Below are 20,544 nucleotides of genomic sequence, written 5' to 3'. Positions count from 1 at the left end.
TCCGTTAAGGGGCAGGCTTCTTAGCCTGCCCCTTTCTATATGCGGTTCTGCACAGGAGACAAAATGACAACTCTTTCCCAGAAGACGTCCTGGCTCGCTTGGCTGGACGACAACTTTGAGAAACCGTTCCTTTTTGCGGGGATGCTCAGCATCATTCTCATTATTACTTTTCAGACATTTTATAGATACGTTGGAGCGTACTTTTCTTCCGGTGCCAGTGCGGCAATTTGGACTGAAGAGCTCGCTCGTTTCATTTTTATATGGATTTCATACCTTGCTATCCCGTTAGCAATTAAGCACCGTAACAACATTCGTGTAGACATCGTATATGATCGTCTTCCGGCTCGTATCCAGCGTATTAGCTGGATTGTTGTTGATTCTTTCTTCCTCATTCTTGTTGGCGTAGTTTTCTACATGGGCTTGAACCATTTGGAAATGCTCCTTCTGTATCCGCAGGTAGCTCCAGGCACAAACATGAGCTACTTTATCCCATATCTCATCCTGCCTATCGGGTTTGGTCTTATGGCGATTCGTCTGCTTCAGGATATGTACAAGCAGGCTAAAGAATGTGGATTCCTTGATACAATTTACGGTCTTGCGTTCACAGTACTCGTCGCATCACCGGTTCTTATTAGTGAAGATCTGAACACACTTCCGGTTCTGTTCGGTTACTTCCTCCTTTTCCTCGTAATTGGCGTACCTATTTCGATCGGCTTAGGTCTTGCAGCTACTGCAACCATTTACGCAACAGGAACTCTACCGATTGAATATGTGGCTCAGATCACATTCACATCAATCGACAGCTTCCCGATCATGGCTATCCCGTTCTTTATTGCAGCGGGTGTGTTCATGGGTGCTGGCGGCCTTTCCAAGCGTCTCTTAAACCTTGCAGATGAAATGCTCGGTTCTTTGCACGGTGGTATGGCTCTGGCAACGATTGCAACTTGCATGTTCTTTGCAGCTATCTCAGGGTCAGGCCCAGCTACTGTAGCAGCTATTGGTTCTTTGACTATTCCGGCGATGGTTGAGCGTGGGTATGACAAGCTTTTTGCTGCCGCTATTGTTGCAGCATCAGGTGCTATCGGCGTAATGATTCCGCCGTCTAACCCGTTTGTAGTTTATGGTGTATCTGCTCAGGTATCCATTGGTAAGCTCTTCATGGGTGGTATTGTACCAGGTCTTCTTACCGGTCTTGCCCTTATGACATACGCCTACCTCTACTCTAGAAAACGTGGCTGGAAAGGCGAACAGCGTGAACGTAACGCGTCAACCTTTATTCGTGCTTTCTGGGATGCTAAGTGGGCACTCATGGTTCCGGTAATTATCCTTGGTGGTATTTACGGTGGATTCATGACTCCTACCGAAGCAGCAGCGCTTGCAGCGTTTTACGGTCTTGTTGTTGGTCTGTTTGTGTACCGCGAACTTAACTTCAGCAACCTGACACCAAGCTTCATGGAAGCGTGTTCTACGTCAGCGATCGTAATCGTGCTCATGGCGATGGCTACCATTTTTGGTAACATCATGACCATCGAGCAGGTGCCAACAACTATTGCGAATGCAATGATGAGCCTCACCAGCAACAAGCTGATGATTTTGTTCCTCATTAACATCCTGCTTCTGGTTGTCGGTACCTTTATGGAAGCTCTTGCAGCTATCGTGATCCTTACTCCAATCCTCCTTCCTATTGTGATGAAGGTTGGCGTAGATCCAGTCCACTTCGGTATTATAATGGTAGTTAACCTCGCAGTTGGCTTTGTAACTCCGCCTGTTGGCGTAAACCTCTTCGTTGCAAGTGGTGTTGCAGGCTGTAAAATTGAAAAGCTCTCTAAAGTGGTCATGCCGCTTGTGGGCATCATGATTGCGGTTCTCTTACTCATTACATACTGTCCGGCAGTTCCTTTACTTTTTGTAGACTAACTCAATGAACGGACGTCCGTTCGCCTATACGGGCGTCCGTTTTTCAGAATCAGGCAAAACTGCTTAAATTACAGGATTACTACAATGACTCAAAAAGAAATTTTAAACACAACTGGTCAAGTCTTCAATATTCAGAAATACTCCGTGCATGATGGACCGGGAATTCGCACGGTTGTTTTTTTGAAGGGCTGTCCACTTTCCTGTAAGTGGTGTAGTAACCCGGAATCTCAGTCATTTAAGCCTCAGCTCGCGTACAACGCTGGCAAGTGTTTGACTCTTTCAAAATGTCTGCGTTGCGCAGAAGTTTGCACTGCTGGTTCCCTTACTCAGGGCGAAGATGATAAAATCGCTGTAAACTGGGATACCTGCACAAACTGTATGGCGTGTGCCGAGGCTTGTCCTGCTGGTGCACTTATTAACTACGGTGAAGAGATGACAGTTAAAGATGCCATCGATTCCGTAGAAAAAGATGCTATGTTCTACGCACGTTCCGGCGGCGGTCTCACTCTTGGTGGCGGCGAGCCTTTTGCCCAGCCAAAGTTTGCTATTGCCTTGCTTAAAGAAGCAAAACGCCGTTACATTAAGACTGCAGTAGAAACCTGTGCTCATGTTCAGACTGAAACCCTCGTTGAAGCAGGCCAGTACCTGAACTTCGTAATGATGGATATCAAGAGCATGAACCCGGAAAAGCACAAAGAATTTTGTGGTGTAACCAACGAGCTTATTCTGAAAAACCTTAAAGCACTTCGCGCAGCGTATCCAAAACTTAAGATTCGCGTTCGTACTCCGGTAGTACCGGGCTTTAACGATACCCCAGAAGACATTCAGGCAGTTGTTGATTTCATCAAAGACCTTGACGTAGAATACGAATTGCTTGCATACCACCGCCTTGGTACTCAGAAGTACACCAACCTTGGTCGTGAGTACCCAATGGGCGACGTGTCTCTCGATAACGAAGTATTCCTTCCTCTCGTGGAGATTGCTAAGCAAGTTCCTAACTACGCAAGCTAAGAAAAGTACCTTCGATTTCGGGGGAAACCTGTCTTACAGTAACTATCTATGCAGGCTACATCTGTGGCCTGCATAGATAGTATTTCAGGGAGAAGGGGTTATGGATACCTATCTAGATAAAATTGGCGCTTCTGTCCGGCACGTTTTCGAAGTACTGGATGACGGCATCTATATTACGGATAAAGACGGCAAAACGCTGTTTGTTAACTCCATGTACGAGCGTCTTACCGGTCTAACGGAAGGCGAATTACGTGGTAAGGATGTCCGATATCTAAAAGATAGTGGTATCTTTGATGCTGTCCTTAACCCTGAGATTGTAAAGACCGGTAAGCCCGCGACCGTTGTGCAGCAGCTTAAAACAGGCAAGCGCCTTGTTTTACGCGGCTTTCCTGTTTTTGACGACGATGACGAACTCGTTCTCGTTGTTACTCTTGCGCGTGATATTACCCTTATCGGGCAAATGCGTAAGCAGATCGCTCAGCAAAAAGAACAAATTTCTCTTTTCTCCAAACAGCTTGCACATCTGACTTCTCAGGATTCCACAGATAACAATCCTGACAATATGTTCTATGACACTCAGGTGCAGCAGCTTGTTTCTCTTATTAAGCGCATTGCAGAAACTGACGCCACCATGCTCCTGCTTGGTGAAACAGGTGTTGGTAAAGACTGGTTTGCGCGTCTTGCTCACGACAGCAGCCCGCGCAGGGACGAAATGTTCCTGAAGGTTGACTGTGGTAGTATCTCTGAAAATCTTATTGAATCTGAGCTCTTCGGCTATGCTCCGGGTGCATTTACCGGTGCAACGTCCAAAGGCAAACCGGGTCATTTTGAAATGGCTAACCGCGGCACGGTATTCCTTGATGAAATCGGTGAACTTCCACTTTCCATGCAGGCAAAGTTGCTACGAGTCTTGCAGGATCAGGAAGTTGTGCGAGTTGGTGCATCTGTAGCGAAGAAAGTTGATGTGCGTATTATCGCTGCAACTAACCGCAATTTGGAAGAAGAAGTCCGCAAGGGTAATTTCCGAAGCGACTTATTCTACCGTCTGCGTGTTGCTGTTGTAGATATTCCGCCATTACGCGAACGCACAGAAATGATTCCTGGTCTTGTTGAGCATTTTCTCTCTATTTACGGAGAGAAGTACAAGAAAGATATCACATGTGCTCGCGATGCCATGCAGTTGCTGCTTAAGTACCGCTGGCCGGGTAACATTCGTGAACTTGAAAACCTTGTACAGAGCCTTGTTGTCACCTTGGAACACTCCGAGATTTCTGCCAACGATTTACCGCCTTCCATAAATTCTCGTCATCCAATGGACTGTCTGCCTAGTGTCGAGCTTGATGCGAAAGACGACGGTAAATCTCTGAAAGAAATTATGGCAGAGCTTGAACGCCGTGTTATCCAGCAAGCGCTTGATACGTATGGTTCAGTTAATAAGGCTTCAGAAGTTCTCAAAGTCAACCGCACTACAATCTTCCGAAAAATGAAACAGTAGCTTTAACTCGTCGATTGAATCACAAATGGAACACTTACTCTTTATTGCGATGGGGTGGTTTGTCGGCGGCTTTATAAATGGTCTTGCCGGCTTTGGTGCCGCTATGGTTGCATTGCCAATCATCAGCTATGTAATGGATGTGTCGATTCTGGTGCCAAGCGCAACGATGATCGTACTGACATTAAACTGCCATGCCGGATGGATCTACCGTAAGCATATTGAATGGCGGTATACAAAAACACTGCTGCTGGGCGCTATTCCCGGTGTTGTGTTGAGTGCATATGCCCTTCAGTTTGCACCGGAACAGCTACTTAGGTTCGGCATGGGTGCTTTTGTCGCGTTTTATGCACTCTGGAGTCTTTTCTTTGAAAAAAAAGAAGGACGAGTAATTAATCCGGCATGGGGCTATGTTGCAGGCCTGATGTCCAGTTCGCTCGGTATGGCTTTCAGCTTTAATGGCCCGCCGCTTGCAGTATATACTGCGTACTGTGGTTGTCCCAAGAACGCCGTAAAAGCGATTATCAGCGCCGGATTTATTCTGACTGGTGTACTTATTGTTTCTACGCAGATTGTAATTGGCAATATAGATACCTACGCACTTACAATTTACGCTGCTTCAGTTCCCGCTGTCGTGATTGGCAGTAAATTGGGGATATATCTTTCAGCATTTATTTCTGAAGCATCATATCGAAAATTTTTCTTTGTTTTGATGGCAATTCTGGGGATAAAAATCGCCGGAACTGCATTACAATTTTTATTATAAATTAGGGTCGCTGCAAGGCTATCTTGATGTTTTTTACTTAGTAATTGTGTTTTACTTATACTTTGTGTGGCCAATTTATAATATTTTATGAGTACTGTTTTACAGGTTACTCATAATTCCCGTTTAATGAGCCGGTTCCGTTGCTTCTCTAGTGTGCTAAGCAACAGAACCGGCTCATGTTTTTTTTAGAGCAAGATTATTTCTACAGAAAAAATAGTAATTCTCCTTCCTCCCCTTCACAAAGATTAAAGTTAAGAGTAAGTCTATTGGTAAAGATTACTAGTAGGTGAATTAGCTATATTTTTAAGCATGTTGTTTGTTATAATTGTTCGGCTTATTGCACGAACATATCAAATTTCAGGAAGGTACTGAGGTATGGAAACCAATCATACTCGTGAAGAGCTTATTCAGGATGTTATTGAGCGCGAACTGGTCATGTTTTTGGATACAAAAAACATGGGTGGAACCGCGTCCTGTCAGGAAAATCCGGACATGTTCAGACAGTGGCGCTGGATGATCTTCTCCGTGTTATCAGATAGCTATATTGCTTCATACCGTGATGATCTGAACGAAGCAAAGCGTGTTGGGCGTAACTTAATGACTGAAAAATATGCCCGCATGGATAATCTTATCCCGTGCGTTTCGCCCAACATGGATAAAGTCCGTAAGATTTCAGCTACTGAACGTCTTTGGATGCAGCAACTCTTTCAGGAATTTCCATTGTTGTTTCCTCAATCTCTCGCTCGTTTTGATATGTATTTCCCTGCGGAAATGGAGACTCTATCCGAGCGCAGTCTCGATTTGTATCAGGCATGCGTGGACGAGGCTGTGCGTGCAGGTGAAAACCTGGCACGTAAGCGTTACTCCAACTTCTATGCACGAATGGGACTGGGTACACTTGAAGAATTAGAAACTCGCAGACGCGAAAAAATTCACCAGAGCTAGCGATACACAAGAGAGGGGAGAGCCATGCAGGGGTTACCATTATCCAGAGAATTTTATACTGAAGTTGCAGCGCCCATGCTGCAAAGTGAGTTGCCTGCCTACGTGAATCAACTTGCGGTCGGGCTTGTTGGTGAAGGGTCTGAATGTTTCGGATTTGATGACGAGTTTTCACAGGACCATGACTGGGGTGCAGGCGTTTGTGTATGGGCTCCTGAATCAATAGCAGGAACGGTAGAACCTCTGTTGGAACCTGTCTTTGCGAGGCTGCCAGCAACGTTTAAGGGCTATCCTGTGCGAATGGCTCCTAAGTTCCGTAATGGGCGAGTTGGGTTGTTCACCATTGAAGGCTTTTACAGACGATTCATTAACAGTGGACAGCCTCTTTCTACGTGGCAGCAGTGGTACACGGTCCCGGAATATTTTTTAGCTGTTGCTACAAATGGTGAAGTCTTTGTCGATCCGTGTGGCCAGTTCTCTGCATTTCGTAAATCCTTGCTGGAATTTTATCCAGACGACGTTATGAAGAAAAAGCTGGCGGCTCGACTTGCTGTGATGGCACAAAGCGGTCAGTATAACTTGCTGAGAATGCTCAAACGTAATGATACAGCGGCAGCACTTCTTGCTGCTTCTCGTTTTGTGGAATCCACAATCGGTGCATTGTATTTGATGCATGGAAAATATATGCCGTTTTACAAATGGGCATTTCGAGGATTGAAAGATTTGCCTGACGGAGCATTCATTGCCGGAAAGCTTAATGATGTTCTGGCGCTTAATCTTACTCGCGGAGCGGATGTGCATAGCAATGCAGAAGCAGCTGTAGAAGCGGTTTGTGTTGAGATGATGGCATTGTTGCAGAAAAAAGGATTGAGTCGTAGCAATGAGGCTTGGCTTATGACGCAGGCTGAAATGATTCAGAAGCAGATTGAGAATCCACAGATTAGAAATCTGCCTGTTGTGCATGGAGTTCAGTGCAGTTAGTTGTTTTTTTAACCAAATCCAACTGTTCAAATTATGACAAAAAAGGGCTGACCCAAAATGGGGGTCAGCCCTTTTCTTTTTACAATAGGTTGTGAGGCAGAAGCTATGCAGTTGCATATAATGTACTGAACTCACAGGTAAAAGTTTGTAGTGGGTCAGATACATCTCTTTTAAAAAAGCGATTTCGCTTTAGAAGAAAGAGCGATCACGGCTAATCATAGTGCAACAGGCATTCTACCCGTCGGAGCAATTCTTTTTGGTACCAAGAATATTCCAGTGGTAAAGCCAGTGAAAAGAAAAATGCTATTTTTTTCCTGTTGCTACAATGCGCAGGAAGTGGCGCGGGATTTCTTGGAGCAGCGCTTTTGCTCGTTCTTCACCAATATGAAATGGTGTTCGACCTGAAATATAAAGGCTGAGTAAGCCGTGGATCTGTGACCATGACATGAACATGGCATCATCAACAGAACATCCGGCAAAATGACCGGCATCAATGGCTCGTTCAACGGCGTTTCGCACCATACCGAGTACAGCCTCATAACCTTTTACCGGCACGGTTCCGTCATCAGAGATTTGAATAGGCATATGGAACATGAGGTCGTAATATTCCCAATAATCAACGCCAAATCCACCGTATTCAACTGCAAGATCAGTAAGATGCTTGATAGGATCGGGGTCCACATCCAGTCTTGCCATACGGTTCAGAAGAATCTGGTAGCCTTCGGAGCGAAGCTGATCCAGTAGTTCTTCTTTGTTTTTTACGTACCGGTAAATGAGTGCCGGACTGTAATTTACTTTTGCTGCAATGCGTCTCATGGATACATTGCTCACACCTTCTTTAGAGAACAACTCGCGTGCAGCATCAAGAATGAGACGGCGCTTTTCAGTTTGTTCCGGTGTCCAATCTTTCTTCATTAGAACTCCCTTTGCAGGCATACGGTGCTTATCTATGAACGTGCTGTACTGCTTCGACTTCCCCTCGTCATATTGAAGCAGTAAACCTAACAAAATGATAGATATTCTAAACCATTCCGTGGTGCACGATTTCATACCGTATCTCGGTACTACATATAGTAAGCAGCTAGTTACGTAAACGTACTTTCCATAGAATACGAGGTATTGATGATGCTGGTTAGGTAATCATCCAATAATAGCGGGAGATTGAGCAAAAAATATTTTTCGATAATGTCGTAGTCTCGTGCGTGTTGTGCTCTGCTTGTACTTGTTGTCTTGATATCGAATGTGTCTGTTTTTACAGGCAAAGTAAGTAACTCGGTGAAAAGTGCTGGCAGTGTAACCTGCTCACTGCTCAGGAGTTACTAACATTGTGGGGCAATAAAAACGCGTGATCCTTCACTAAGTTCAAGAGCTGCACAGATGTTTTCACGAATCACTGCTGTTCCGTTCTGGAATCCACAGTGTGCGATTGCACCAAAAAATTCTCCATTCTCTTGCACTGTCGCCATTAGATGAATATCGCCCTTGATGCTTCCCTTTTTGACTGTATGCCATGTTCCATTTTTCAATGGTGACAGTTCATTACGCATTGCACTATAGCAAAGTGCGCCATCAACAGGATCGACTCTGTTTTGGAAGGTAAAACCTAGTCTTTTTGCAAGATGTTGTGATCCGCGCGAAGACATTGCTACGGAGTTTTCATTAATGCGTACTCTGGAACATCCTTCCGAAAGTTCATATTCTGTCGGAAACATACCCATGAACGAGCGGTCATTATTCGCGATACGTTCATAAGCTTCAGAAAAATTCATACCTGTAAACTTTTTCCCAAAACAGTCCCAAAAGTGTGATCCGCCTTTGGCGGTCATTTTGCCAAGCACCTCGACAACAAAAGTCTCAGTAAAATTTTCTGGTTTAATTCCGGCGTAAAGCAGACGCACATGGGCTAGTTGAGCAGCAAGCTTGTAGTGTGTTTTGCGAAATAAACTGTCTACAACTAGGCCGCCAAGGCCACTAAAGCGTTTTTCTTCAACACCGCGGATATATTTTTGAATTTCGCCTTCGTCGGCAACTTCAATATAGTGCTGTGGTTGGGACTTAGAAATGTATGAGCCAAATAGGCAGGAGGCTCCAGCCAGTTTTCTTGTGGCAAGATCAACACATACAAATTGATATTCCGCCTTCTCAGGAGGAATGGTGCCAGCAAAGGATTGTAAGCTGGTTTCAATTCGTGTGGTCATACGTTCAGGGGACGGCTGCAGGCTTAACAGTGGAGCCTGTGCTGCGAGTCGGCACAGTTCGGCGTGATCTTCATGTCGGGCTCCGCGCACAATAAATCGCATAATATTACCTGTTCTTGTCTAAAATTAGTGAGCCACCTCAAGAGATCAGTCGAATATTTTATAGAATCTTAAAGAGATCTATAAGCTGGTGGAGAGGCGGTTGGGTGCTCTTATCCGTAATTTTGAACATTACATGCAGATGGTGTGTTTCTGTAAACTGATGTGGATGCCTATCAGTTACAGTCGCCATTGCATAAGTATCACCGGTGTTCTCATTCAGAGCATCCTGTGTTCGAGCAAATGCTGTACCAGAGGGGCTGATATGAGGAGTGGTGATGGGTTAAATAGTAAGATTTAGAATAAAGAAACTCAAAAATTCTCTTATATGGATATCAAGGAAGCCGTTGTTGCTTGGATTAATTATGAACATGTCGGGTAAGAGGCTTCAAGAGGGCCGCTTAGAAGACATATCTCGTGATAAAGAACATGGTCTATTTATTATGATGTGCCATGGTGTTGATAATATGCGCCTGATATCCTGCCCCAAATCCATTATCAATATTCACAACAGAAACTCCGGGAGCACAACCGTTAAGCATCGTCATGAGAGCTGCTACGCCGCCAAGTCCAGTTCCATAGCCGACGCTTGTAGGAACTGCGATGACAGGAGCGGGGCTGAGACCGGCAACAACGGTAGGTAATGCGCCATCCATTCCGGCTACGGCAACAATCGCTGACGCTTTTGTAAAGTCTTTTGCAGCATGTAACGCGCGATGAACACCAGCGACGCCACAGTCAAAATGTCTGAGAACAGTGCTCCCGAGAAATTCTGCGGTTTGCGCGGCCTCTTCTGCAACGCAGTGATCTGATGTGCCAGCGTTGATAACGAGGACGCATCCGAACTTTTTCTTGTTTGAGTCATCAAAAATTAACGTACGGGCTTCGGTATTAAAACGAACATTGGGTATTGCCTTTTGCACAGCCTCATAATGTTCTTTCGATGCACGTGTGCCAAGACACTCGCCATGTGTGTTGATCATCTCTTGGAATATGCTCGCAACTTGGGCAGGCGTTTTGCCTTCACAGAAAATGACTTCAGGGCAGCCTGTGCGTTGTGGTCTGCCATGGTCGAGCAAAGTATGATTACTGACTATGCAGGAATGTTCTTTGGAATGCGCCGAATGCGAAGTGGCGTCTTGCATAGGAGGGCGGTTGTTTTTCGTATCTTGCGAAGCCATGATCAATCCTCGTCATTGAAAGAGTGAGCCAATACTACTTTACGTACGGTGGATTTGGTAGAAGTGCAATAAGATGAGCACGAGAAAATTTCATGAAAATAACTTTCTGTATTGACAAGGTGAAGTAAATTCCATAAATACACCTCTCACTTGTTGGGCTATCGTTCAATTGGCAGGACGACGGGTTCTGATTCCGTTAATCAAGGTTCAAGTCCTTGTGGCCCAACCATTTTTTTAAAACAGCAACTGGCCAAGTTGCTAGGTGATAATCAAACCAGACATAGATTTATATCTAGTTCAATTTGAATTTTCATTTGCGGTTATGCCGTATGTTTTAGATAAAAATGCAAGTTTTCAAGCGTCCCCATCGTCTAGCCTGGCCCAGGACACCTGCCTTTCACGCAGGCGACAGGGGTTCAAATCCCCTTGGGGACGCCAAGCAATTTAAGCTCTTACACGAAAGTGTAAGAGCTTTTTTACGTTTCTACCACATGAGGTGTAAGTCGAAAGTGTAAGTTTTCAAATTTTTATCTTTAGGCTGCACTTGCATCGTTCCTATCCTCGTCATGCTTGCCATTGTTCTCGGCTTTTGATGTGATTGAACTGAGAATGTTCATCGCTTCATTTTGTCTGCATTGCTTACGTAGGTATCTATCTGTTTGATGAGTAGATTTATGTCGAAGCAGTTCTTTTACATCCATAAGACAAGCACCATTTATATGAGCCAGTGTTCCTGCCAATGCGCGAATACCATGAACACCAAAAGGGGTTATTTTTGCTTTCACACAAAGCCTTTTAAGTCAGCGCATGTGAAGACCTGTTCAAGCTGTATCTCAGAAAAAACATAAGAACGTTTGCTGCCTACTTGAAGTTTGTATTCTTTTAGTTTGGCGGCTAGTTCAGTTGCCAGTGGGATTAGGTCACAGCTTTCGATGCGGTCTTTCTTTTTTCGGGTTCGTAAACCGATTTGCTCACCCATAAACTGCGCATCAGCCCATGTAAGGCGACGCATTTCAACGCGCCTAGCGGCGGTCATGAGTAAAGTAAACAATACTAGATAGTGTTGTTGCTCGTCACTTTTTGCCGCCAGTTTCAAGACGTTGAGCATATCTTCAAGCGGCGGCATGTAATGAGGTTCTTCTTCTGTGGTAGCTGTTTTTGGTAGCCTGCAGAAAGGATTGACCTCTGGCATCTCTATATAATCGATCCCCCAGCACCAACCTGCCTTCAGATTTTTGATTTGCCTATCCACATTTTTTCCGGAGTACTGTTTCTTAAGGGCATTGAATACGTCGAGAATGTCCTTTTTGCACACATTGTACACCGTCGTTGTGGGGGAAAGAACGCCGGTTTCAAAGAAACGGCGAAAGGCACGCTGTTTTTCTTTTGCTAGTTTGCACTTCTCGTCTGTGAATGTATTAAATGCATGTTCCATGTACAATTCAGTCCCTTCACCAACCAATAAGTCTCTAAAGCTTTGTTGCGTTGTTTCTGCCTACCTGATCGGCAAGTTTTAACCTATTGCGCTCTTTGTTCTGCCACTGCAGTGCATCACGCTTGCGGTCAAAGTTTTTCGTCTTTCTGTGCACCTTAGCATTAGGTCTGTATAATACACTTGTCCTTTCCATTTTCCGTTTTTCATTTGGAACACCATAATATGATTCCTTATATGAAAAACTGCTTATTCCTACATAACATATTAAAACAAATCGAAGTGTGAATGCAAATTTTTTCTACGATGAGTCTTTTTTACTTCAGCTTTGTCTTCAGAAAACTGTTGAGACGCACGTTCTTTCTGATTGTTGACATATTGATCAACCTTATTTTCAGGGTAACGCAGTTCATCTACGCCAATGTAAAATGCACAAAGTTTATTCTTCATGTCTTTTCTTCTGACAAGACTGTCGGAACAGTTTAATATTGCAGCTATTTCTTTTGTCGTTAAGTTTTTAGGTTTATTCATAAGCAGAATCTCATCGGTACCGTTTTTTTAGACAAGAAGCGGCTTGAACTTGTTTTTTTAAGATCTCCTTCGAGAAATAGTTTCAGGTACTAACCTTTGCACACTGCGTTTTGATACCTAACCGATAAGTATGGATTACATTTTCTTTCGGAATGCAAGAGGCTTGTGGTAAAAAAGATTGATTTTATGGTAATGGTCTGAAAAGTATTGAAATAAAACTTTAAAAGCATCTGACGCTGTGTGTTAGAAATGATAAATTCCGGTATGTAAGCTTGATAATGGGTTGCAATTTTATCCATGAATGGTTCCAAGATACGTTGCAGTTACCTCGCCACGGTTGTGTCCTAATTCGTGGGCAAGAATATTGATTGCTTGGTCATGTGTGTTGCGCCAATCTTCACCATGTTTTTGATATGCCGCTTCTCAGTATTCTGAAGGTGATGAGTAAAGACAAGGAGCGGCTAGGTTCGTTAGTTCCTTGTAGCGACTTTGTGCATACGCGTGCCGAAGGCCATGTAGTGAAGCCCCGCAAACTTTAAGACACAAACCCCATTCGGCTTATGACTTTGTAGACGTATTTTTCCCATGAAGCTTCCGATATTGAATCAGGCCAGCTATTGCCATTTTTCCCGATGAACGGGGTCAACGCTTTAACTGCACCGATCTGTTCTTTGGATGGCTCATGCAGGATACGGTCTCGGCCCCTTTTGTGCCTGCAGATATATAGATGCGGCCATCAGGAAGAAGTGCGGTCCTTGGATTTATTTTTCGCGCTTCTTCAGGGCGTAAGCCCAATGCGCGCATTACGTTCATTTGGTGTCCAATTCTTTGGAACTTTTCTGACCCAGAAAGCAATTGATCTACGACAGCACGGTAGACGACTTCAGGTACTGCTTTTGTTTGTTGTGGAATATAGTTACGATTTCCAACCCCAAATTCACTGTTCTTTTTATGTATTCTATCGTTTCCATAGGCCCGGCAAACTTGGCGCACACTTGATAGGTAAGATTTGATGGTTGAAACTGCCAATCCTTGTTGTTGCCAGTCGTCCACTACAACGGCCACGTGTCGATTCGAGATGTTTTTCCAATGCTGTACTCGGTATCCTAATTGATGGAGCCTCTTAGAGAATCGCATTGACTGCCCACGATTGTTATATTTCGTTTTCCCTGATCCGGTCAGATGTGCTGTTTTGACTCCATATAATAATTTGTTTTTACTCATTTAAAATTCTTTTTTATATTTTTCATACTGCATAAAAGGAACGAATGTTAGGCCGGTAATCTATTTTTTTAGTAAAAATGCAAAAAGACCATGCAATAGCATTGCATGGTCTTTTTTATTGTTCTGACATTGGATTCAAAAATTGATAATAAGCTGCCCGTAGTTATCCTTTTGGATCAAAAATATTGCGTTAATAACTTAGGATATAAAAAAGTTCCCTATATATGTCACCACATCATATTAACTACTATTGCGTGCTGTGTGGCAGCAACTCTACACAGTTATTAATGTTCAATCCGATAGCCACAGCGGTGTATGCACCGTGTATATTAGTGGCCAAAAAACGCAATTTTATATGAACGTCCGTATTCCATTTACGAACGGGCAAGTGGGAAAGAATTCGGCTGGTGAACAGCCGTAAGTCGAGTGGTATATTCACCACTGCAGAAGAAAATGTAGTATTCATCAGCATTATGCTGCTTGATCGTCATCTGTCTGTTTCATGCTTGAAACAGACAGATGAAAAATGTGCCTTTCGAAGAAGGCGTCTCCTGAATTTAGAAAAGATTTTTAGTAGGCAATAATTGTTATGCCACATGGAAACCTGAAATCGGCCGCTAAAAAGCACGTGTAAACAGGAACCGCATATTACTATTTATATACAATATCCTTGAGAAGATTGTTAGGGCTGCGGAAAGAATTCTTTGTGTTTCAGTACATGTATTAGAAATTTAATTCAGAAACGCATGTTCGCGTAAAAAGCGAACATGCGTTTCTGAATTTCTTTTATGAGAATAAGTAAACGATTATTAAGTTGACTGAAGGCTGCAATGTCGAGCTACAACAGGAAAAGTTTATAGTGATAATATGACAAAACCACCTTAAGGAAAAGAAATTGACAGAACCTCATCTGGTATTTGGATTTTTCACTGTGAGAAAAATATGAATTATTCTGTTGTAGAACTGTTGCAGTATGTTCCTGATAACATGAAATTAGTTCAGGAGAATGAAATAGAAATTGTAGAATTATTTTTAGGAGATGGACTTATTTCACCATACAAAGTCATATCCGACGACTTCATGTCACCAATAGCCCTTGCATGGGAAAAAGGTCATTTGGAAATGGCTAAGCTGCTATGGCGGTATGAGGCATCCATAGAAGCTGAATTAGCAACACATATCCCGCCATTGCATGCTGCAATTCGTGGTGGATATGAATGAATTGTCTGTTGCTTGCTTGGACATGGAGCAGATGTAGCCAGTAGGTATGGCGGGGACGAAAAATTGAAGAAGTGGATGCTGTGACGCTTGCATCATATTTAAATGATGCGATTGTCTTTTTTTCTTTGTCGCAAATTGAATAATATGTAGTTGGGTGTAACGTTCGTTAGTACTTGCTATTAATCAATATCCTATAATCATGGGAGGGGGGGTGAAAAACAATTTTTAGTTGGCGTGCTACATCTATCTTTCAAAATTGAATCTTTGAGGTTTTCGAAAATTTGGGCGAAATGGTGATGAACCTGGCGTGGTGGTGGCGTTCAATAGACAGTTAAATGTATTGATTGGAGAGAATGATTCAGGAAAAACTGCAATTATTGATGCTATTCGGTTGGTTTTAGGGACTCATGGCCGAGAGTGGGCGGTGTTTTTCTAGGAAGTTGTCAAGTACCATAGGGGGAAGTTATCAAACTTTCGTTTTTAGCTTGTGTTGTTATAGCCTTCTTACCTTTTTTGACAGCTTGTAGTGAATAGGAGGCTTCCTATTTAGAAAGCCCCCTATTATTTTTGCAAAGCAGGCATTGAGAAGCAGGTTTACATATGCCTCTCAATACGCCTGTATGTGGCTACTACATTGCGTGTTCAGTGCGGGCAATCAACTCATCCTGAATGTTTGCGGGTAAATCAGTCCAGTAGGCACTGTAACCTGCAACACGTACCATGAGATCCCTATACTGTTCTGGCGCTTCTTTAGCGGCAACCAGTTCTTCACGGTTCAGCACGTTAAACTGAATATGCTTGCCTTTGTAATCGCTAAAGTAAGTCTTGATCAGTGCTGCTAAGTTTGCAGTACCTTGGTTGCCTTTAATATTGCTAGGAGAGAATCTCATGTTGAACAACACGCCATACAGGTCATGCTGGTCAATTCCGCCTGCTGACTTGATAACTGCTGATGGACCATTCAGGTCAGTTCCTTGTACAGGAGAAACAGCACCATCAGAGAAAGAAGTTCCAGCTTTACGGCCGCATGGAAGTGCACCAGTCTTAGCACCCGTACCACCATGGAAACCGATGGAGTGCGGAGAAACTTCATATGAACCACCATCAGTAGCAGGCTGTGCATGCCAAATTTCTTTAATCCAATCATACACATCGCTTAAGAGCTGATCTACTTCTGTGATATCATTGCCGAACTTTGGCATTGCCATGCACTTAGCGCGTAAGTCGTCATAACCTTCCCAGTTTGAACGCATTGCGTCTAACATTTCTTGCGGAGTGCAGATCGGATTGTCACCAAAGATACCATGCTTGAGTACATACAATTCGTTGGCTACGTCCTGCACAGCTACAGGGACGATATACATGCAGCTATCGTTATGTTCTGCACCACCTAAGCTGCACACTCTACCACGACCGATGCAGTCATCAGTGAAGGCTGACATCATCATATCTGGGAATGTTTCACCATGTTGGATTTTAGCAGCGCGTCCGCTTCGGGTGCTGATATCAGCCCAATGCTTAATCATCGCCTTATAGGCTGCAACAAACTCTTCATAGCTTGTCATGTTGGTGAAGTCGCCGGTTTGTGGGCCTAACTGCGAATTCGAAATATAGTCCCAACCATTGTACATGGTAAGCTCAAAAATTCTGCCGTAACTTGTAACCAATGGCCAGATTGAACTGGTTTTACCAGGTACAGTGTGTAGCGTGCAACCACCCAAAGCATAGTTACGTGCTTCCTCTATGGTGTAACCACGAGCAAGCAGATACTGGATGCTGGATTCGTCATTAAAGAAGGCTGGGAATCCCATACCCAATTTCACTGTTTCCAAAGCACGTTTCATGAATTTTGGATTAATTTGGGTATGCCAACGCACTGAGATCGTCGGGTGTGTCGTTCTGACTCGTTCGGCTGCCTCGATAAAAGCGAATGACAGTTCGTTGGTGGCATCTCTTCCGGTTTTAGGGTCCACACCGCAGATGACGCAGTTATGGAAATGGGATTCACTGCTAAGGTTTGGAGTCATAACATCAGGCCAGAACTGGCGCTTGCCCATAACCTTAACACGGAAGCACTCAAACAATTGAACAACGTACTCGTCGTCGATTTTGCCTTTAGCAATGTCAGACTTGTATTGCGGGTACATGATCTGGTCTATACGACCATAGCCCATTCCAAAGGTGCGTGTGTCATAGAAAACCATGAGTAGGCCAAACACAAGAGATTGTAGTGATTCCTGGAAAGTTTCTGCAGGGTGTTCTGGAACACGGTCACACACTCGTGCCATCTCTTCCAGTTCAGCCTTACGGATCGGGTTTGTCTCTTTAGCAGCCATTTCAGTAGCGAGGTCACGATATCGATGAGCATACTCGATACCGCCTAAAAGCATTTCTTTGAGTCCACGCCAAAACTCATAGCATCGATAGTCTTCATAGGTAGTCATTACAAACTTATCTAGCTGCTCATCGATATCAGCTAGTAAGCCACGAACACCTTTTTTTACCAAGCGGTCAAGATCAGGGCAGTTCCAAGCCTTTTCAGCAAACATTTCGGAAACAGTGTTTACGATCCAAGAACCGGCTTCACCGATTTTGTCCTCAAATGCTGCTTCCTCTTCTCCTAAGAAAGTGATCCACTTTTCTTTACCACCGGTTTCTCTAAAATATTCACCGATAGCTCTTCCCTGTTCCATTTGTTCTTCATCTTCCCATTTGAAGAACCCTTCTCGCCCTTCCACGCCGTAATTATCAATGTAATCTACTATCCATAATGCAGCCAAATCAGGGAAAAACTCTGGCCCCATCGGTTTGGCACTGAAATCACCACAAAGTAATTGATGATCATCTATACGAATTGGCATTTCTTGAAGGATTTTACGGATAGCCATGCCACGTCTGCGGAAGAAGTGGTAACCTTCCGTTTCTTTATAGCTTTCCATCAGGAGGCTTGCACGAGACATCGACATAGACTGGGTATAGCGCAAAGGGTTCATGACATCCCACATTACGTTACCACGAGATCTATCCTCATACTCATTGTATTGCACTTTTTCAGTGTTCTTCATGGCTTCCTACTCCTTTCATCGTTTATTATTTTAGTTGGTATAGTTCAGAATCATATAAATCGCGGCATGGCGTTTCTTTTTTTACGGCCTCCTCTCTATAGGTGCGTAAATTAGCTTTCTTTTTTACCGCAGCAAGCGGTACCTCCTTCCTTGCCGACAGGTCAGACATCGTGCCTATAACCTCTAAGAAGGAGTTAAATAGATGCAACAATCTCGTTCAGTTCATCGAGATACTCATCAGACTGACGCTTGTGTCTTTGAGGTGCATCCGCCCCCATGCGCAAATATTTTTCTTCACCCAGATTGTTGTAGGCAAGCAACTCTAGGTGGTCGATTGGGGATAATCCTAATTCATTCCGTATAAACCATGCTGTCGCTTTGACATTTTCATAGCTGTCATTACAGCCTGGGATAAGAGGGGTTCTGAATTGTATTTGCTTATTCGCCTCGACCAGCTTTTTGGCATTTTCAAGAACGTGTTTGTTTGATGCCCCCGTAGCCTCTTTATGCTTCGCGTCATCCATGCACTTGAGGTCGTAATAGACGTAGTCTGCGTGTTCTGTAATATCCTTAACCCGTTCCCAAGGGTATGCCCCAGTGATCTCAACGCATGTGTTTATGCCTTCATTATGAGCAGCCTTCAGAAGTGCCGCAGTAAATTCTGGCTGAACTGCACAATCTCCACCTGATATGGTTAACCCGCCACCAGAATTAAGATACAAGTTGTAGTCGCTAATAACTTGCTCCATAACCTCTTCAATGGTCATGGGTTTGCCTTCTATTTTACGTGTATTAGCCACACAAACACCTGGTTTAGTGCAAGCGCCACAGCCAGTACAACGTTCCCGATCAATTACTAGTTGACCATTGACAATGCTGTTAGCTCCATTGGGGCATTCTTCGATGCATCTACCGCATGAAGTGCATTCTTCAGCTCGAAACATAAGAACGGGCTTCATGCTTTGTGATTCTGGATTCTGACACCACTTACAGTTCAAGGGGCAACCCTTTAGAAACACAGTAGTTCGTATGCCAGGTCCATCATGCGTAGAGTAGCGCTGAATGTTAAAAACTTGTCCAATTAAGTCATTTTTAAAAGTCACGTATAATCACCTTCTTAATTTTTAATTGGCTGTAGCCTCAGCGCTCGAAGTCTCCATTTCGGTAGCTTTTTGTTCTGCTGCCTTTGGCAAGCTGACTGCGAGCATGACTGATACCAAGAATGAACCGAGAGCAAACATGATCGAATAGGTGTAGCTTCCTGTGCTGTCCTTAAGGTAGCCGCCGATGAGTGGGCCGATGAACGGGCCGATACCCATAACGATTAAAGTTGCCAGTCCCCAGATCTTGCCGAGAGTGGCACGACCATAGATCGCTCCTGTATAGCCAACGACTCCACCAGGAACCACAGCCCAATAGATGGCGAAGATGATACATGAGATGACGCCAATAAAGATTGCTGATGGGGATTGGAATAAAAGCAGCGAGCAGGCAATGGCACCGGTTATCGGACCGAAGATAAGCATTTTTTTACGCCCCAGTGCCTCACAACTGGATTTGGCAACAACTTTATCGGCGACAATACCCATTAAAGGCATGGAGAAGATACCGACGATACCGATGATGATATAAAGATTGGTTGCCTTGCCAAGGGTCAGCCCAAGGTCGGCGGTCCAGTAGCTGATAACCTGAGTCCAGACCAGGAACTCGGCCAGCATGCTGGTCAGAAACATAAAGATCACGCCCCATATAGGGTAGGTTGAGAATGCTTCTTTTATGCTCCAAACTTTTTCTTCTTTTCCAGTCTGTTTAGGCAGTTCACCGAAAGCTTGATAACCGTAATCTTCAGGATTTCCCTTCGCCAGCAAAGCTGCCACAACTAAGCAAGCCAGAGTCAAAACTCCAAGTACCTGCATAGCGGCACGCCAAGCGTCACCCTCAGCTCCGACCAGTGCCTGTTTGACAAAAAGGCTCATTATGACCTGCGACATAGGGGCGCCCATGAAGGCGATGCCGAACATCTTTGCATAGTTTTTGCCGACGTACCATTTGCGGATTGAGATGGTAGATGAAACCCACAACATTCCGGTCGCAACCCCAGCAAGAATGCCGTAGGAAGCATAATAGGCGTAGAGGCTATGAGTCAGACTGGTGACGTAAAAGCCTGATGCGCCAAGGATGGCGCCAAGGAAATAAACGGGTTTAGTGCCCCATTTATCAAGGATCATACCGCAAAAGAAGGCGGCAATAGCATAAAACATCATCATGAAGGAATAGCCCAGAGTAACTTCTGCCTGCGACCATCCCATGTCAGCGCTCATCGGAACTTTGAGAATTGAGAAGGTAGCTCGGTAGCCGAACAGGCAAAACATTGCCAGCCAAGAGGCGGCAACAACCGACCAACCGTAACGTGATCTGTTTTTGGCCATTTCTTTCTCCTTGTAAAAGGTTTGTAATCGTTTACTTTTCAGCTGTGTGTGATTC

The 20,544-nt window shown here is 44.1% G+C and carries 18 protein-coding genes, 2 tRNA genes and 1 pseudogene; 10 read left to right on the top strand and 11 right to left on the bottom strand.

Going from position 1 to position 20,544, the window contains the following annotated elements:
* Positions 1–63 precede the first annotated feature (63 nt).
* The 6 genes from ACZ5V1_RS12720 (at position 64) to ACZ5V1_RS12695 (ending at position 7,109) form a co-directional block, all read left to right on the top strand.
* Positions 64–1,917: a TRAP transporter large permease gene (locus tag ACZ5V1_RS12720; protein ID WP_464389153.1), complete on the top strand. Its 1,854-nt coding sequence runs from the start codon at positions 64–66 to the stop codon at positions 1,915–1,917.
* An 84-nt stretch (positions 1,918–2,001) separates the two neighbouring features.
* On the top strand, positions 2,002–2,928 hold the full coding sequence (hpsH, locus tag ACZ5V1_RS12715) for a (2S)-3-sulfopropanediol dehydratase activating enzyme (protein ID WP_464389152.1): 927 nt from the start codon (positions 2,002–2,004) through the stop codon (positions 2,926–2,928).
* A 100-nt stretch (positions 2,929–3,028) separates the two neighbouring features.
* The gene (locus ACZ5V1_RS12710; RefSeq protein WP_464389151.1) at positions 3,029–4,423 is read left to right on the top strand and encodes a sigma-54 interaction domain-containing protein; all 1,395 of its coding nucleotides are present in this window, start codon (positions 3,029–3,031) and stop codon (positions 4,421–4,423) included.
* A gap of 25 nt (positions 4,424–4,448) precedes the next feature.
* Positions 4,449–5,186, top strand: a complete 738-nt coding sequence (locus ACZ5V1_RS12705; protein ID WP_464389150.1) for a sulfite exporter TauE/SafE family protein — start codon at positions 4,449–4,451, stop codon at positions 5,184–5,186.
* A 375-nt stretch (positions 5,187–5,561) separates the two neighbouring features.
* The gene (locus tag ACZ5V1_RS12700; RefSeq protein ID WP_464389149.1) at positions 5,562–6,131 is read left to right on the top strand and encodes a DUF4125 family protein; all 570 of its coding nucleotides are present in this window, start codon (positions 5,562–5,564) and stop codon (positions 6,129–6,131) included.
* A 24-nt stretch (positions 6,132–6,155) separates the two neighbouring features.
* Entirely contained in the window at positions 6,156–7,109 is a 954-nt protein-coding gene (locus tag ACZ5V1_RS12695) for a DUF4037 domain-containing protein (RefSeq protein ID WP_464389148.1), read from the top strand.
* Between the two features lie 303 nt (positions 7,110–7,412).
* Here ACZ5V1_RS12695 and ACZ5V1_RS12690 read toward each other — a convergent pair whose 3' ends face one another.
* From ACZ5V1_RS12690 to larB, 3 genes are all read right to left on the bottom strand, one after another.
* On the bottom strand, positions 7,413–8,024 hold the full coding sequence (locus ACZ5V1_RS12690) for a TetR/AcrR family transcriptional regulator (protein ID WP_160711957.1): 612 nt from the start codon (positions 8,022–8,024) through the stop codon (positions 7,413–7,415).
* Positions 8,025–8,428: 404 nt separating this feature from the next.
* A complete protein-coding gene (locus ACZ5V1_RS12685; RefSeq protein ID WP_464389147.1) occupies positions 8,429–9,409 on the bottom strand; it encodes an arginine N-succinyltransferase in 981 nt (326 codons plus the stop codon).
* A 431-nt stretch (positions 9,410–9,840) separates the two neighbouring features.
* Positions 9,841–10,587 (bottom strand): nickel pincer cofactor biosynthesis protein LarB, encoded by a 747-nt coding sequence (gene larB / locus ACZ5V1_RS12680; protein WP_464389146.1) that lies wholly within the window; start codon positions 10,585–10,587, stop codon positions 9,841–9,843.
* A gap of 154 nt (positions 10,588–10,741) precedes the next feature.
* On the opposite strand from larB, the gene ACZ5V1_RS12675 reads away from it, so the two are divergent.
* Together ACZ5V1_RS12675 and ACZ5V1_RS12670 are read left to right on the top strand one after the other, a co-directional pair.
* Positions 10,742–10,816: transfer RNA gene (locus ACZ5V1_RS12675), tRNA-Gln, on the top strand.
* 131 nt (positions 10,817–10,947) lie between these two features.
* Positions 10,948–11,025, top strand: a tRNA-Glu gene (locus ACZ5V1_RS12670).
* Between the two features lie 95 nt (positions 11,026–11,120).
* Here ACZ5V1_RS12670 and ACZ5V1_RS12665 read toward each other — a convergent pair.
* The 5 genes from ACZ5V1_RS12665 to ACZ5V1_RS12645 all read right to left on the bottom strand — a co-directional run bounded on the left by ACZ5V1_RS12665 (position 11,121) and on the right by ACZ5V1_RS12645 (position 14,240).
* Positions 11,121–11,372 (bottom strand): hypothetical protein, encoded by a 252-nt coding sequence (locus ACZ5V1_RS12665; protein ID WP_464389145.1) that lies wholly within the window; start codon positions 11,370–11,372, stop codon positions 11,121–11,123.
* Positions 11,369–12,022 carry a hypothetical protein gene (locus ACZ5V1_RS12660; RefSeq protein ID WP_464389144.1) on the bottom strand — a complete coding sequence of 218 codons (654 nt, stop codon included), beginning with the start codon at positions 12,020–12,022 and terminating at the stop codon, positions 11,369–11,371. The genes ACZ5V1_RS12665 and ACZ5V1_RS12660 overlap by 4 nt, the downstream gene beginning before the upstream one ends.
* A gap of 264 nt (positions 12,023–12,286) precedes the next feature.
* Entirely contained in the window at positions 12,287–12,550 is a 264-nt protein-coding gene (locus ACZ5V1_RS12655; RefSeq protein ID WP_464389143.1) for a hypothetical protein, read from the bottom strand.
* Between the two features lie 642 nt (positions 12,551–13,192).
* A complete protein-coding gene (locus ACZ5V1_RS12650; RefSeq protein WP_464389142.1) occupies positions 13,193–13,774 on the bottom strand; it encodes a phage integrase N-terminal domain-containing protein in 582 nt (193 codons plus the stop codon).
* Positions 13,775–14,021: 247 nt separating this feature from the next.
* Complete coding sequence (locus ACZ5V1_RS12645; RefSeq protein WP_464389141.1) at positions 14,022–14,240, bottom strand: hypothetical protein; 219 nt, start codon at positions 14,238–14,240, stop codon at positions 14,022–14,024.
* Positions 14,241–14,716: 476 nt separating this feature from the next.
* Here ACZ5V1_RS12645 and ACZ5V1_RS12640 point away from each other — a divergent pair, with 476 nt between their 5' ends.
* Positions 14,717–14,995, top strand: a complete 279-nt coding sequence (locus tag ACZ5V1_RS12640) for a hypothetical protein (RefSeq protein ID WP_464389140.1) — start codon at positions 14,717–14,719, stop codon at positions 14,993–14,995.
* Positions 14,996–15,275: 280 nt separating this feature from the next.
* A pseudogene (locus ACZ5V1_RS12635) lies at positions 15,276–15,431 on the top strand (AAA family ATPase); the annotation flags it as partial.
* Between the two features lie 193 nt (positions 15,432–15,624).
* On the opposite strand, the gene ACZ5V1_RS12630 reads toward ACZ5V1_RS12635, so the two are convergent.
* From ACZ5V1_RS12630 to ACZ5V1_RS12620, 3 genes are all read right to left on the bottom strand, one after another.
* The gene (locus ACZ5V1_RS12630) at positions 15,625–18,060 is read right to left on the bottom strand and encodes a pyruvate formate lyase family protein (RefSeq protein ID WP_464389139.1); all 2,436 of its coding nucleotides are present in this window, start codon (positions 18,058–18,060) and stop codon (positions 15,625–15,627) included.
* A gap of 194 nt (positions 18,061–18,254) precedes the next feature.
* Positions 18,255–19,079 (bottom strand): glycyl-radical enzyme activating protein, encoded by an 825-nt coding sequence (locus ACZ5V1_RS12625; protein ID WP_464391625.1) that lies wholly within the window; start codon positions 19,077–19,079, stop codon positions 18,255–18,257.
* A 105-nt stretch (positions 19,080–19,184) separates the two neighbouring features.
* Positions 19,185–20,489 (bottom strand): MFS transporter, encoded by a 1,305-nt coding sequence (locus ACZ5V1_RS12620; protein WP_464389138.1) that lies wholly within the window; start codon positions 20,487–20,489, stop codon positions 19,185–19,187.
* Positions 20,490–20,544: the final 55 nt, after the last annotated feature.

The organism is Halodesulfovibrio oceani subsp. galateae, assembly GCF_055397225.1.
The sequence above is the reverse complement of the archived record's forward strand: the minus strand, read 5'-3'. Positions and strand labels throughout refer to the sequence as shown.